Annotated in this window: 11 protein-coding genes and 1 tRNA gene; 6 read left to right on the top strand and 6 right to left on the bottom strand. The window is 66.1% G+C overall.

Annotated features, from left to right (window positions below; all coding sequences use genetic code 11):
• Window positions 1-110 precede the first annotated feature (110 nt).
• Window positions 111-473: a DUF5830 family protein gene (locus tag AC5FRZ_RS05805; RefSeq protein ID WP_208628761.1), complete on the top strand. Its 363-nt coding sequence runs from the start codon at window positions 111-113 to the stop codon at window positions 471-473.
• Here the strand turns inward: AC5FRZ_RS05805 and AC5FRZ_RS05800 are convergent.
• Complete coding sequence (locus tag AC5FRZ_RS05800) at window positions 470-1,468, bottom strand: DUF7115 domain-containing protein (RefSeq protein ID WP_372479361.1); 999 nt, start codon at window positions 1,466-1,468, stop codon at window positions 470-472. The two genes, AC5FRZ_RS05805 and AC5FRZ_RS05800, sit on opposite strands and share 4 nt — an antisense overlap.
• A gap of 111 nt (window positions 1,469-1,579) precedes the next feature.
• Between AC5FRZ_RS05800 and AC5FRZ_RS05795 the strand changes: the two genes are divergently transcribed.
• The 3 genes from AC5FRZ_RS05795 to AC5FRZ_RS05785 all read left to right on the top strand — a co-directional run bounded on the left by AC5FRZ_RS05795 (window position 1,580) and on the right by AC5FRZ_RS05785 (window position 5,280).
• Window positions 1,580-1,722, top strand: a tRNA-Met gene (locus tag AC5FRZ_RS05795).
• A 441-nt stretch (window positions 1,723-2,163) separates the two neighbouring features.
• Window positions 2,164-3,492: an ABC transporter substrate-binding protein gene (locus tag AC5FRZ_RS05790; RefSeq protein WP_493564138.1), complete on the top strand. Its 1,329-nt coding sequence runs from the start codon at window positions 2,164-2,166 to the stop codon at window positions 3,490-3,492.
• Between the two features lie 291 nt (window positions 3,493-3,783).
• Window positions 3,784-5,280 carry a replication factor C large subunit gene (locus AC5FRZ_RS05785; RefSeq protein WP_170093795.1) on the top strand — a complete coding sequence of 499 codons (1,497 nt, stop codon included), beginning with the start codon at window positions 3,784-3,786 and terminating at the stop codon, window positions 5,278-5,280.
• A 164-nt stretch (window positions 5,281-5,444) separates the two neighbouring features.
• On the opposite strand, the gene AC5FRZ_RS05780 is transcribed toward AC5FRZ_RS05785, so the two are convergent.
• A complete protein-coding gene (locus AC5FRZ_RS05780) occupies window positions 5,445-6,251 on the bottom strand; it encodes a COX15/CtaA family protein (protein WP_170093794.1) in 807 nt (268 codons plus the stop codon).
• A gap of 100 nt (window positions 6,252-6,351) precedes the next feature.
• On the opposite strand from AC5FRZ_RS05780, the gene AC5FRZ_RS05775 reads away from it, so the two are divergent.
• Window positions 6,352-8,604, top strand: a complete 2,253-nt coding sequence (locus AC5FRZ_RS05775; protein ID WP_493564137.1) for an NADP-dependent malic enzyme — start codon at window positions 6,352-6,354, stop codon at window positions 8,602-8,604.
• 6 nt (window positions 8,605-8,610) lie between these two features.
• On the opposite strand, the gene AC5FRZ_RS05770 is transcribed toward AC5FRZ_RS05775, so the two are convergent.
• From AC5FRZ_RS05770 to AC5FRZ_RS05760, 3 genes are all read right to left on the bottom strand, one after another.
• A complete protein-coding gene (locus AC5FRZ_RS05770; protein ID WP_170093792.1) occupies window positions 8,611-9,234 on the bottom strand; it encodes a ribonuclease H in 624 nt (207 codons plus the stop codon).
• Between the two features lie 84 nt (window positions 9,235-9,318).
• On the bottom strand, window positions 9,319-9,567 hold the full coding sequence (locus tag AC5FRZ_RS05765) for a DUF8028 family protein (protein WP_170093791.1): 249 nt from the start codon (window positions 9,565-9,567) through the stop codon (window positions 9,319-9,321).
• Window positions 9,568-9,736: 169 nt separating this feature from the next.
• Window positions 9,737-10,162: a DUF8009 family protein gene (locus AC5FRZ_RS05760; protein ID WP_170093790.1), complete on the bottom strand. Its 426-nt coding sequence runs from the start codon at window positions 10,160-10,162 to the stop codon at window positions 9,737-9,739.
• A gap of 198 nt (window positions 10,163-10,360) precedes the next feature.
• Between AC5FRZ_RS05760 and AC5FRZ_RS05755 the strand changes: the two genes are divergently transcribed.
• Complete coding sequence (locus AC5FRZ_RS05755; RefSeq protein WP_493564136.1) at window positions 10,361-10,978, top strand: response regulator; 618 nt, start codon at window positions 10,361-10,363, stop codon at window positions 10,976-10,978.
• A 172-nt stretch (window positions 10,979-11,150) separates the two neighbouring features.
• Here AC5FRZ_RS05755 and AC5FRZ_RS05750 read toward each other — a convergent pair whose 3' ends face one another.
• Window positions 11,151-12,479 (bottom strand): substrate-binding protein, encoded by a 1,329-nt coding sequence (locus tag AC5FRZ_RS05750; protein WP_493564135.1) that lies wholly within the window; start codon window positions 12,477-12,479, stop codon window positions 11,151-11,153.
• Between the last annotated feature and the right edge of the window lie 182 nt (window positions 12,480-12,661).

Raw genomic sequence — 12,661 nt, 5'->3', positions numbered from 1 at the left:
ACCGCGTTCGCAGTGTAAAACCTCTTGTGGTCCGTCGAGCCCGCGGACCAGCGGGGTGCTCCCGACGGAGTAGCCGAACGTTTACCAGCGTCGCCGTCGATGCTCCGACCGTGCCGTCCGACGATCGCGTCGCGCTCGGTCTGGAACTGCTCGCCCACCTCGAACACGCCGAGCTATCGGTCAAGGACGCGATGGACCGCATCGAGATCGTCACCACCGATCCGGCAGTCCAGCGCGAGATCCTGACGGCCGCACAGCGTGAGGGAATCGTCGAACGCGAGGGCGGGACGGTCCGACCGACCGCGACGGGCACGTTCGTCAGCTTCGAGAGCGACGTCGTCGTCAAAGAGGGCGAGTTCGACTGTCAGCGCTGTGGCGCGGGCATCTCCGAGGGCCACTTCGTCCAGTTCGACAGCGACGAACTCGGCCCCTTCGGCTCGACGTGTATCAGGAAAGTGCTCGGGCGCGACTAGCGGCCCTGCCGGAGTTCTTTGATCAGCTGCTTGATCGTCTGCTGTTGTTTCGCGAGGAGCTCGTTTTGCTGTTCGATCGTCTCTGTCAGCGCCGCGAGTTGCTCCTCGACGGCAGCGATGTCGGCATCGTTCGTGGTGCCGTCGGCGGTCGGAGACGCCTGTCTGGTGTCGGTCGCGTCACTCTGTGAGCTGATCGAGGCGGCCGACTGACGCTGTCCGGCCGCTGCGGCCGGTCGCTCGTCCGAGGGCTCCGCGTCCTCGTCGTCGCCGACCAGCGGATCGATGCCCGAGTCGAGTCCGAGACCGTCCGACCCGCTGGGGCTCGCCTCTTCGTCGTCGGTCTCGCCGTCCGTCTCGTCGACTTCGAGGGCGTGGTTGAGTTCGCCCAGCGAGTCCACGTCGTGGTACGCGAAGAGCGACCCCTCCAGCGTCTTGCGGAACAACCCGGCCTGATCGTTGGGCGCTTTGATGCGTTCCGGACGGCCGTCGGCTTCGAGGACGACCGCCGTGGCGACGCTTCCCTCCTCGAAGTGCAGCCCCGTCACGTCGTCGTAGTGATACGCCTCGAAGTCGCCGGCCCAGGTGTACTCGCCGATGTGTTTGAGCAGGCGCGAGTCGGTGACGACTAGCGTCAGTTCGCTGAAGCGGAAGACACCGCTGACGCCCTCGTCGTCCGCGATGACGCCCTTGACGCGGAGGTTCCCCTCCAGCAGGCGTTCGAGGACCGCACTGGTACGCTTGCCGGGGACGGCAAACGAGTCCTTGTCGTCGACGTAGGTCATCGTGAACTTCGTCTTCCGGCGACCCTCGGAAATCGAGAGGCGTTCGAAGTCGTGGGCGTACTCGCCGACCCCTTCGTCACTCAGCAACCCTTCGCCCCTGTAGACGAGCGTCCGCGTCGGGGTGAAACAGACGGCGTCTTCGTCCCCGAGGTTGACGCCGGCCGTGACCTCCTCGTCCCCGAGCGCTTGCCGGACGAGGTCTGGTATCTCCATGGTGGTCATGTACCAGTCCGGTGGCTTAAATCCGCGGGTGCCAGACCGTCACGGACCGCCACTAGATGAGAACGTTAAAGAGCACCTCCGGACAACGAACGAATGCACCGCGCCCGGGTGGCTTAGCTGGACATAGCGCCGCACTCATAGGGTCGTCAGACTCACGCGGTACCAACCCGGCATGACAGCAGGCGTTCGTCGCGCCTGCGACCTGAGTCATGCGGAGATCGAGGGTTCGGAGCCCTCCCCGGGCATTTTCCGAGGAACCACGAACGGTAGTGAGTGGTGACGCCGTGAAATGCCCGGACTGGGCGACGAACCCGTAGGTTTCGCACGAGCGTAGCGAGTGCGAGGCACGGAAGACGAACGAAGTGAGTCTTCCGACGGTTCGGAGCCCTCCCCGGGCATTCTACTCCAACCACGAACCTCGTGTGAGTGGTGACGCTGTCGAATGTCGGGTCCACGGAAGACGGGTCAGTCCTCGCGAACGCACGTGAGCGAAGCGAGTCGCTCGGAAGTTCGGAGCCCGCCCCGTGCAGTTCGACACGATCACGGAGCCAGTGGCGATTCCGCACGTGTCGCCGAGCGCGACTGCGCCGGGTAGCCGCCGGCTCGCCGCCCTCTGTTCGCTCCATTGCTCGCGAATCGAACCCATATCCAAATCGATATATGCGACGGTTTGCCAACTGTGGCGCATGACCGCTGACGACTGTGATGATTGCGGTTCGCCGGTGACGCGGCGTCGCGTACTCGAATCGATCGGCGGCGCTGGTACGCTGGCGCTGGCCGGCTGTCTGGGATCCGGCGGATCGTCGACGGCGACGAGCAGCGACGACGAGTCGGTGACGATCGCGCTCACGGCACCCGAGACGGGCCACTACGCCCCTCTCGGTGAACACGAACGCGACGGCTTCGAACTGGCCGTCAAGCACCTCAACGAGGGCGGCGGACTCGTCGGCGACAGCGAGTACAGTTCCCTCTCGGGCGACGGCGTGCTGGGCTCGACCGTCGAGACCGCCGTGCTGGACACGGAGAGTAGCCCGGCGACGACCGAATCGAAGGTGCGTCCGCGTCTCGACGGCGACGAGTTCGCCGCGTTTTTTGGCGGCGTCGCCGGCTCGGTCGCGGAGACCAACCGCGACCTCGCCGACGAGTACGAAACGCCGTACTTCGTCGGTTCGTCGACGGTGAATGCCCTCACCGGAAGTGACTGCTCGCGCCACGTGTACCGACACCTGTTCAACACCACGACGCTGGCCCGGTCGCTCGTTCCGGAGATCGCCAGCGACGTGCCAGACGAGCAGTCGATCTTTCACGTCTACGCCGACGCACCCGAAGGCAACGACCTGTTCCAGTCGATCAACGACGTCGTCACCGACAGCGACCTCGACTGGCGGCCGACGGGCGGGATCTCCGTCCGTCCGGGAACGACGAACTTCGAGTCGGCGATCAACGACGACATCCTGTCTGACGTGTCGCTGGTCTTCCTCGATCTGTTCGGCCTCGACGCCGTCAACGCGATCCAGTGGGCGCGAGCGGCGCTGTCGGACGACACCACGGTTGTCGTGCCGTACCTCACCCGGTCGATCGCGGAGTCGCTCGGCGATCGCGTCGCCGGCATCTACGGCACCGTCGGCTGGCACGAGGACCTCGGAACGCCGCTGTCGGGCACCTTCGGGGAGGCCTACCAGCGCGAGTACGGTACCGGCGACGCGGAGACACTCGCCGCGTCGGGGCCGGCACAGACTGCCTACGCACAGGTCATCCTCTATGCCCACGCCGCCGAACGGGCCGGGAGCTTCGACGCCGCAGCGATCCGGAACGAACTCGAAGGACTGGAGTACGCGGCCGGTGCAGGCACGCAGAAGATGCGAGCCTGTGACCATCAGTCGGTCCGTTCGGTGCCGGTCGTTCGTGGCCAGGCACGGAGCGACTCGGTCGACGACCGCTTCGAACTGCGTGGCGCGAAGCGCGGCATGGAGCCCGGCTGTGAAGCACCCCCAGCAGCGTCGTGCGATCTGTAGTCGGTGTCGACGGCGACACGCTATCTAACAATTCCAACAGTTTTATGTAGGACACTCTGATACCACCAGGCACCGGTGCCCTCCACAGTGCCGGTACGAAGCCATCAGTTGCCACCGCCGCTCGCTCACTTCCCCAGGGGCGAGCGGTGAACGCAATGCGGCACGGCAGATGCCCACCTCACACGCTTCCATCCCCATCCTCCGTGGACATCCTGCCGTTCCGGCAGTTTCTCTTTCGAGACGAAGATCGCTCCGCAATCCCTAAACGAGCCTCGCGCCAAGCACACGCCAATGGCCGACTGGACGGAGAGATACCGCCCGACGACGCTGGCGGAGGTGCGGGGCAACGACAAGGCCCGCGACGCCCTGCGAGAGTGGGCCGAGAGCTGGGAGGATCACCGCGAGGCCGTCATCCTCCACGGTGCGCCGGGGATCGGGAAGACCTCCGCGGCCCACGCGCTGGCCAACGACATGGAGTGGCCGACGATCGAGCTCAACGCATCGGACTCCCGGACGAAAGACGTCATCGAGAAAGTCGCCGGGGAGGCGGCGAAGTCGGGGACGCTCACGGCGGGGGGAGCGGGGCGACGGCTCGTCGTCATGGACGAGGCCGACAACATCCACGGCAACGCCGACCGCGGGGGAGCGCGGGCGATCACGTCGCTGGTCAAAGAGGCCAACCAGCCGATGATCCTCATCGCAAACGAGTTCTACGAGATGAGCAACGGGCTGCGCAACGCCTGTGAGGACATCGAGTTTCGCGACGTGGGCAAGCGCTCGATCGTGCCGGTGTTGCGTGACGTGCTCCGCCAGGAGGAGATCGCGTTCGACGACGAGGCCCTGACCGAGATCGCCGAGATGAACGACGGCGACCTCCGGGGGGCGATCAAGGACCTCCAGGCGCTCGCGGAGGGGCGAGACCACCTCGCCGCCGACGACGTGGTCACCGGCGAGCGCGACACGACGGAGGGGATCTTCGACTACCTCGATCTCCTGTTGAAGGAAGCCGGCCCCCAGGAAGCACTCGAAGCGAGCTACGACGTCGACGAGACGCCCGACGACCTCATCAACTGGATCGAGGACAACATGCCCAAAGAGTACGCGGGCAGCGAGCTGACGACCGCCTACGAGTTCCTCGCCAACGCCGACCGCTGGCTCGGGCGCGTACGCGCGAAGCAGAACTACTCGTTCTGGCGCTACGCGGGCGACAACATGACCGCCGGGGTCGCCGCTGCCCGCGAGGGAACGAAGGGCGGCTGGACTCGCTACGGTCCCCCGAGCTACTGGTCGAAGCTGGGCCGCTCGAAGGGCACGCGAAACACGCGAGACCACATCGCCCAGCAGATCGCCGCCGTCAACGGCGTCAGCATGCGCACCGCGCGCCGGGAGATCATGCCCTTCCTCGCGACGATGACCCACCACTGCAAGAACCGCGACCTCACCGTCGCGATGGCCGCCCAGTACGAGATGGACGCCAGCCACGTCGCCTTCGTCACCGGGTCGGGGAAAGACACCAACAAGGTCCAGTCGATCGTCGAGGACGCCGAGGAACTGCGAGAGGCGGCCGCCGTCGAGGGATCGCAAGGAGCCTTCGAGGGAGCCAGTGCCGGCGAGACGACACCAGACGCGGACGACACAGACGACACCGAGGGCGACGGCGACGACGACGGTGGACAGGCGACGCTGGGCGGTGAGCCCGCGGGCGACGACGGGGAGGCCGACGACGGCGACGACAGCCAAGAGAGCGACGACGGCGACCAGCAGTCCGGGCTCTCGGATTTCATGTAACGCGCCGGGTGGCCGGACGACCGTCTCACCCTCGTGGTCTCCGTCCAGAACGTCAGCGCACCCGATCGAGGAACCCGCTATACTCATACGACCGGCTGTCCATCTGTGACCGATTTCGCCACCCCGGGGTGGCGAAGCTCGTCACGAAGTGACAGCCGGCAGTATCAGTCCGCCCGCGTCGCGGCCAGACCGCCGGTCTTCGACCGCTTCGAGAGCGTCCAGATCGCGCCCGCGATCAGGACGAGGACGACCACCGCGCCCACGTCCGTCAGCGTCTGGTCGAGCCCGAACTTCCGGCGAGCGACGAGCATGTCGAACCAGGAGACGGCACTCCCCAGCGCGAAGAGGAGACGCACGCGGGGGAGTCCGTGGCCGTGTGCCCACAGCGCCCCGGCCGCCAGCGCGCCCCAGAGGAGGAAAGAGAGGGCGTAGTAGCCGGTGAGCACACTGACCGGCACCGCGAACAGGGACCCGTCGAGCGCGAGGTGGAAGGGAACCGCCACGGCCGCGAGGATCGCCAGCGTGCGGAGTCCACCGACGGACGGGCGCTCGACGGTCCAGGCACAGGCCGCCGTGAGACAGAGCAGGATGAGCGAGGCAGTAAAGAAGTGCGCCGCGGTGATCAGGGCGGTAAACTCCGTCACCGTCAGTGCCCCGAGGATGATCTGGGAGGGAAGCAGTGCGACGGCGGCGGTGACGGCCCACTTCACCCGACGGTCGTCCTGGCGTCGCCACGCGAGATACAGGACCCCAAGCAGCGCGAAGCCGACGAGCATCGCCAGCAGTCGGTGGGACCACTCGATGAAACTCACGAGGTTCGCGGGGAACAGACCCAGCCAGCCGTCACAGAGGGGCCATCGCTGTTCGCAGGTCAGCCCTGCGCCCTTGTAGGCCGTGTAGAGCCCGACGAGCATCAGGAGTAGCGTTCCGGCCGTCGACCCGACCAGGAGGTTGCGGAACCGGCGACTCATGACGGTAGCTTGGGATCTGAACTACTTATGTCCCGCTTTTCGTCGTGCTGTCACGCGGCTCCCCCACGAGCTTTAAGAACGTTCCTGTCGGCGTATGTGTATGGGACTCGACGAGGACGCCCTCGACTACCACGGCCGGGCACCGCCCGGAAAGATCGAGATCGCGACGACGAAGCCGACCAACACCCAGCGAGACCTCTCGCTGGCGTACTCGCCGGGCGTGGCCGCGCCGTGCGAGGCGATTCACGAGACCCCGGAAGACGCCTTCAAGTACACCGCGCGCGGGAACCTCGTGGCGGTCGTCTCGGATGGCTCCGCGGTGCTCGGCCTCGGCGACATCGGCCCCGAGGCGTCCAAGCCGGTGATGGAGGGGAAGGGCGTGCTGTTCAAGCGGTTCGCCGACATCGACGTGTTCGACCTCGAACTCGACACCGCAGATCCCGACGCGATGATCGAGGCCGTCGACGCGATGGGGCCGACGTTCGGTGGGATCAACCTCGAAGACATCGCCGCGCCGGCCTGCTTCGAGATCGAGCGGGAACTGCGCGAACGGATGGACGTGCCCGTGTTCCACGACGACCAGCACGGGACCGCGATCATCTCCGGGGCGGCGCTGCTGAACGCGGCCGACATCGTGGACAAAGAGCTCGAAGAGATGGAGATCGTCTTCTCCGGTGCCGGGGCGAGCGCCATCGCCTCGGCCCGCTTTTACGTCTCGCTGGGCGTCCGCAAAGAGAACATCACGATGTGTGACTCCACGGGGATCATCACCGCCGACCGCGTCGAGAACGACGGACTCAACCGCTACAAGGCGGAGTTCGCCAGCGAGGGTGCCGGCGGCGACCTCGCTGACGCACTGGCCGGTGCCGACGCTTTCGTCGGCCTCTCGGTCGGCGGTATCGTCGACGAGGCGATGGTCCAGTCGATGGCGAGCGACCCCATCATCTTCGCGATGGCCAATCCCGACCCGGAGATCGACTACGAGACGGCGAAGACCGCTCGCGACGACACCGTCATCATGGCGACGGGCCGCTCGGACTACCCCAACCAGGTCAACAACGTCCTCGGATTCCCGTTTATCTTCCGCGGTGCGCTCGACGTGCGCGCGACCGAGATCAACGAGGAGATGAAGGTCGCGGCGGCCCGCGCGCTGGCTCGCCTCGCACGCCAGGACGTGCCAGACGCCGTGGTCAAGGCCTACGGCGACCAGCCGCTACAGTTCGGGCCCGAGTACATCATCCCCAAGCCCCTCGACCCCAGAGTCCTCTTCGAGGTGACGCCCGCCGTCGCGGAGGCGGCGATGGACTCCGGCGCGGCACGCAAGAGCATCGACCTCGACGACTACGTCGAACGGCTGGAGGCGCGGCTGGGCAAGTCCCGCGAGATGATGCGCGTCGTGCTCAACAAGGCAAAGAGCGACCCCAAACGGGTGGTGCTGGCCGAGGGCGACGACGAGAAGATGATCCGCGCGGCCTACCAGCTGGTCGAGCAAGGGATCGCCGAGCCGGTCTTGCTGGGCGACCGGGACCGGATCTCGGCGATCACCGACACGCTCGGGCTGGCCTTCGAGCCGGAGATCGTCGATCCCGACGAAGGCGGCCTCGACGAGTACGCAGACCGGCTGTACGAACTGCGACAGCGCAAAGGCGTCACGCGACGCGAGGCCGACGAACTCGTCACCGACGGCAACTACCTGGGCAGCGTGATGGTGGAGATGGGCGACGCCGACGCGATGTTGACCGGGCTGACCCACCACTACCCCTCCGCGCTGCGGCCGCCGCTCCAGATCGTCGGGACCGCACCGGAAGCTGAGTACGCAGCGGGGGTCTACATGCTCACCTTCCGCAACAGGGTCGTCTTCTGTGCAGACACGACCGTCAACACGGACCCCGACGCGGACGTGCTCACGGAAGTGACCCGTCACACGGCCGAGCTGGCACGGCGGTTCAACGTCGAGCCCCGCGCGGCCATGCTGTCGTACTCGAACTTCGGCAGCGTCGACTCCCCGAGCACGCGGGCACCGCGTCGCGCCGCCGAGCGCCTCCGGGAGGACCCGGCGACCGACTTCCCCGTCGACGGCGAGATGCAGGCCGACACGGCCGTCGTCGAGGACATCCTCCAGGGGACCTACGAGTTCTCCGAGCTGGACGATCCGGCGAACGTCCTCGTGTTCCCGAGCCTCGAAGCGGGTAACATCGGCTACAAGCTCCTCCAGCGCCTCGGCGGTGCAGAGGCGATCGGCCCGATGCTGGTCGGCATGGACAAGCCGGTCCACGTCCTCCAGCGTGGCGACGAAGTCAAAGACATCGTCAACATGGCGGGCGTGGCAGTCGTCGACGCACAGGACGACTGATCCTCGTCAGTCGCTCGCGCCGCCGCGGTTCGAGCGCGAGGGCGGTGGGACCTGCTCGTCGACGGTCGGCGTCTCGGGAAGCACACAGCGGGCCGGCTCGTCGTTGACGTGTGCGTACTGGTCGGGGGCGTTGGCCAGCGGGTGGGCCGGGTTCGATCCGCTGGCGATCCGTGCGGCTCTGACCTCGTCGAAGCCGTTGATGCGGGCGCGAATGCCACGCCAGTGGAGCCCGGTCGAGCGCGGGATCGAGACCGGGTGGCTCGCGTCGAACTGCGCGTTCTTGACGGCGAGCATCGCGGCGTTGACGTTGGCCGCGAGGTCGTCGTGGTCGATGAGGAGGCCGACGGTGGCGTCGCTCGGTGCCCGAGCGGCGAGGAGATCGAGCCCGAGGTGGAGCGCCCGATACTCGGCGACGTTGTTGTCGGGCGCGCCGTCGTGGAGCGACAGCCGGGCGACGCGCTCCCCGTCCCGCGTCTCGATGACGACCCCGAGTCCGCCAGACGACTCTCGATACGAGCCGTCGGTAGCGACGTAGAAGTCTCGGTGGTGTGTGCGCGGCGGGTGCGCGATGTGGGGCGTCGGCGATTCGTCGAACAAGTCTCGAAGTGACGGCCGGCCGTATGCGGCCATACAAGTATTACGTGTCCGTACGTGTTAAATATACTGCCCGAATTACAGACTATCTGTCATGAATGGCGGGGCGGCGACGGTGTTTCACTCTCGCAGATGTTTGTGGCCGACGAGCAGGGCAACGGCGTTACACAGCAGGAGGGTCAGGAACGCGCCAGTCTGGGTCTGGCTGGAGAGGCCAACCGCGAGGAGCGGGAGATAGAGGAAGGGGAGCGCGATGGCGATCCAGAACGCGAACGCCCGGATCGGGGGCAAGACGTGCTTACCAACCTCGCTCACCGAGCTTACCGACTGGAGCGACGATCGAAGGTCGTTGTTGGTCGAGCTTGACATCGGGGACACCTATCGATCACCACGACCGAGAGCATCATATAACCGGTCGAGGCTTCGGACTGTTTCAGTTCATTTCACGCTGGTACGAAGTGCGTACGAACGTTTTACGACCGCTCGAAATCCGCGGAGACGTTTTATAACGTCGGCTTATCGAGCGACGGCGGTTCGCTCACTCTCGGTCCGCAGCCGAGAGAAGCGCCACCGAGACCGCGCCGCCGGCAGCGGGGAGCTCGACGGCGTCGACGACGTGGTCTGGGATCGTCGACCGCCACTCTTCGAGGGCGGCTTCGTGTGTTTCGCGGTGGTGCTCGACGGAGTACTGTTCGTCGGACCGGGACCTGAGTCGCTCGGCGGTCTCGTCCGAGGTGGGCAGTGACGGACAATCGTCGTCGAGGAGCACGTGCGGCGAGAGCAACAGCTGTGCGTCGTCGTCGCCGTCACCGGGCTGTTCGACGTGGATGCGTGCCCGCATGCGAGCACTGAACGGAGCGGTGACACGGAGGACGGTCCGGGTCCCCCGTTGGCTGGCCTCCAGCGCGGTGACGATCTCGTCGGCCTTGACGACGACCGTCTCGATTGCTTCGGGATCGGTCATCGGTGTGCTTACTGCGTGGCGACGCCGTATCAATGTCGTGTCGTCGCCAGCGCCGAACGAGACCGCCTCCGTGTGATCGATCTCGATGGTGGATCGGGGCGATCGGAGAGACTGGGCGTGAGCCGGCCGGCTATCCAGAATCACGGGCGATAATCCGGCAGGTAGGTTTATCTGTGATATGGCGAAATTGACGACAGTATGTGGCGGGGGGACGACGAACGAACGGAGGCATCTGGCGTGCAACTGGAGACGGAAGCCGAGACACCCGAGATCCTCGTCGTCGACGACGAACGCGACGTTGCAGATCTGTACGCGATGTGGCTCGACGAGGAGTACGAAACCAGCGTCGCGTACGACGGTGCTCAGGCACTGGAGGACGCCGACGAGTCGGTCGACATCGTCCTCCTGGACAGACAGATGCCGGGGCTCTCGGGGGACGAGGTACTGGGACGGGTCCGAGAGCGTGGACTCGACTGTCATGTCGTGATGGTCACGGCCGTCGATCCCGACGTCGACATCGTCGACATGCCCTTCGACGACTACCTCACGAAGCCAGTCACGGGGGCGGATCTCCGAGAGACGGTCGAAGCGATGATGCGCCGGGACGCGTACGACGACCGCCTGCAAGCGTACTTCGCGGCCCTTTCGAAGCAGGCGACACTGGAATCCGAGATGAACCCGAAGGCCCGAGAGGAGAGCGGGGCGTACGCGAAGATTACCGCTCGCGTGGAGCGACTGGCCGACGAGGTCGACCACCTCTCGGAGAACGTCGACAACTTCGAATCGCTGTTCTCCGATCTGACCGGGAGCGACTGATACTGCCGGCTGTCACTTCGTGACGAGCTTCGCCACCCCGGGGTGGCGAAATCGGTCACAGATGGACAGCCGGTCGTATGAGACGGGACGCTCTCGGAGGGACACTCTCGATGACACGTAGAGCGAGTCACGTCCCGACGGCGACGTGTGGGCGGGGAGCGACTGTGCGTGCCTACAGCTCACACGCCGACGCGGGCGGTTCGTCACAGCCGGGCTCCATATTTCGCCGCCCGTTCAGCAGCTCGAAGTAGTTCCCGACCGAGTCCGTCTCGGTACTGCCACGGACGACCGGGACGGCTCGCATCGCCTGGTGGTCGCAGGCCCGCATCGTCTCTGCACCCGCACCGAGTGCGTACTCGAACCCTTCGAGTTCGGACCGGACCGCGTCCGCGTCGAACGTGCCGGCGGCCTCTGCTGCGCTGGCCCACAACAGGACCTGTCCGTACGCGTTCTGGGCGGGACCCGGTGGGACGAGCGCCGTGGTGCTCACCGTTCCCGAGTACTCGCTCTGGTAGGCGTCGCCGAACTTGCCCGACAGCGGCGTCCCGAGGTTCTCGTGCCAGCCGACGGTGCCGTAGACACCTTCGACCCGCTCGCCCAGCGAATCCGCGACGGACTGGGTGAGCAGCGGGACGACGATGACCGCGTCCTCGGGGAGGATCTCTTTGGCCTGCTGGATCGCGTTGACGGCGTCGAGGCCGAACAGATCGAGGAAGACGATGTCGACGCTGTTGCTCGCCGCTTCCGAGAGCGGGCGCTCGAAGTCGGTCGAGCCCGACCGGACCGTCGTGCTACCGATGGGCCGCAAGTCGAGGTCGCTCGCGGTCGCGTAACCGTTGATACTTTGCTTGAGGTCGCGTCCTTCGATCGTGTCAGAGCTGACCTGGAAGAAGAACTGGGCACCGTCGATGTCGGCGACGACTTCCGGGACGAGGGCACGGGCCAGCGTGCGGGAGTTGAACAGCTCGCGGTAGACGTGTGGCGAGCAGTTCTCGCCGGTGAGCTGGTTCAGCGTCGACGTGCCGACGAAGTACGGCGTCTCGTGTTCGTCCGCCAGATCCCGGTGTGTCGTGACGACGCTGCCCGCGACGCCGCCGGTGAACATGGCCAGCTCGTCGTCGCCGAGTCGCTGCTGGAGGTTCGTCTCGGCCGTCGAGGCGTCGCCTTCCGTGTCGGCGATGGCGGTCTCGACGGTCCGGTCGAGTACGCCGTCTCCGGAGAGGTTGGCGAACCCCTCACCGCTGACCAGGCCCCCGCCCTCGTTGAGATGGGTGACGGCGAGCTCGAACCCTCGCCGCTCGTGGTCGCCGATCGGAGAGTAGCGACCAGATTCGGGCGAGGAGAGTCCGATCGTCACCGAGTCGTCGGTGCTGGTTTCTGTCGTCGCCCCGTCAGATCCGAAACAGCCGGCCAGCGCCACCGCTCCGGTCCCACCCAGAGATTCGAGTACACGCCGCCGCGTCGCCCGCGAACCGCAGCCACCACGGTCGTCCGTTGTCATGGCCTATGGTTGGCAAACCATTACATATATGATTTTGGATCAGTTCGTCGCTGGAATCTGTCGCCGCTCCGAAACTGACCCGACGGATGGCACGGAACCTCGCTCGGTACGCAGTCTCAGGTGTGATTGTCCGTACTGTCGGGGGCATCGTTCACTGTTGGTGGGCAACGAGGAGATCTGCG

It is taken from the genome of Halomicrobium sp. HArcht1-1 (assembly GCF_058933285.1).
This window is presented reverse-complemented; position numbering and strand designations above follow the sequence as displayed.

What these genes read in the sequence shown, in the direction of transcription:
- AC5FRZ_RS05800 (WP_372479361.1), bottom strand. Translation starts at nt 1,468, where the DNA reads ATGGAGATACCAGACCTCGTCCGGCAAGCGCTCGGGGACGAGGAGGTC.
- AC5FRZ_RS05790 (WP_493564138.1), top strand. Translation starts at nt 2,164, where the DNA reads ATGACCGCTGACGACTGTGATGATTGCGGTTCGCCGGTGACGCGGCGT.
- AC5FRZ_RS05785 (WP_170093795.1), top strand. Translation starts at nt 3,784, where the DNA reads ATGGCCGACTGGACGGAGAGATACCGCCCGACGACGCTGGCGGAGGTG.
- AC5FRZ_RS05780 (WP_170093794.1), bottom strand. Translation starts at nt 6,251, where the DNA reads ATGAGTCGCCGGTTCCGCAACCTCCTGGTCGGGTCGACGGCCGGAACG.
- AC5FRZ_RS05775 (WP_493564137.1), top strand. Translation starts at nt 6,352, where the DNA reads ATGGGACTCGACGAGGACGCCCTCGACTACCACGGCCGGGCACCGCCC.
- AC5FRZ_RS05770 (WP_170093792.1), bottom strand. Translation starts at nt 9,234, where the DNA reads ATGGCCGCATACGGCCGGCCGTCACTTCGAGACTTGTTCGACGAATCG.
- AC5FRZ_RS05765 (WP_170093791.1), bottom strand. Translation starts at nt 9,567, where the DNA reads ATGTCAAGCTCGACCAACAACGACCTTCGATCGTCGCTCCAGTCGGTA.
- AC5FRZ_RS05760 (WP_170093790.1), bottom strand. Translation starts at nt 10,162, where the DNA reads ATGACCGATCCCGAAGCAATCGAGACGGTCGTCGTCAAGGCCGACGAG.
- AC5FRZ_RS05755 (WP_493564136.1), top strand. Translation starts at nt 10,361, where the DNA reads ATGTGGCGGGGGGACGACGAACGAACGGAGGCATCTGGCGTGCAACTG.
- AC5FRZ_RS05750 (WP_493564135.1), bottom strand. Translation starts at nt 12,479, where the DNA reads ATGACAACGGACGACCGTGGTGGCTGCGGTTCGCGGGCGACGCGGCGG.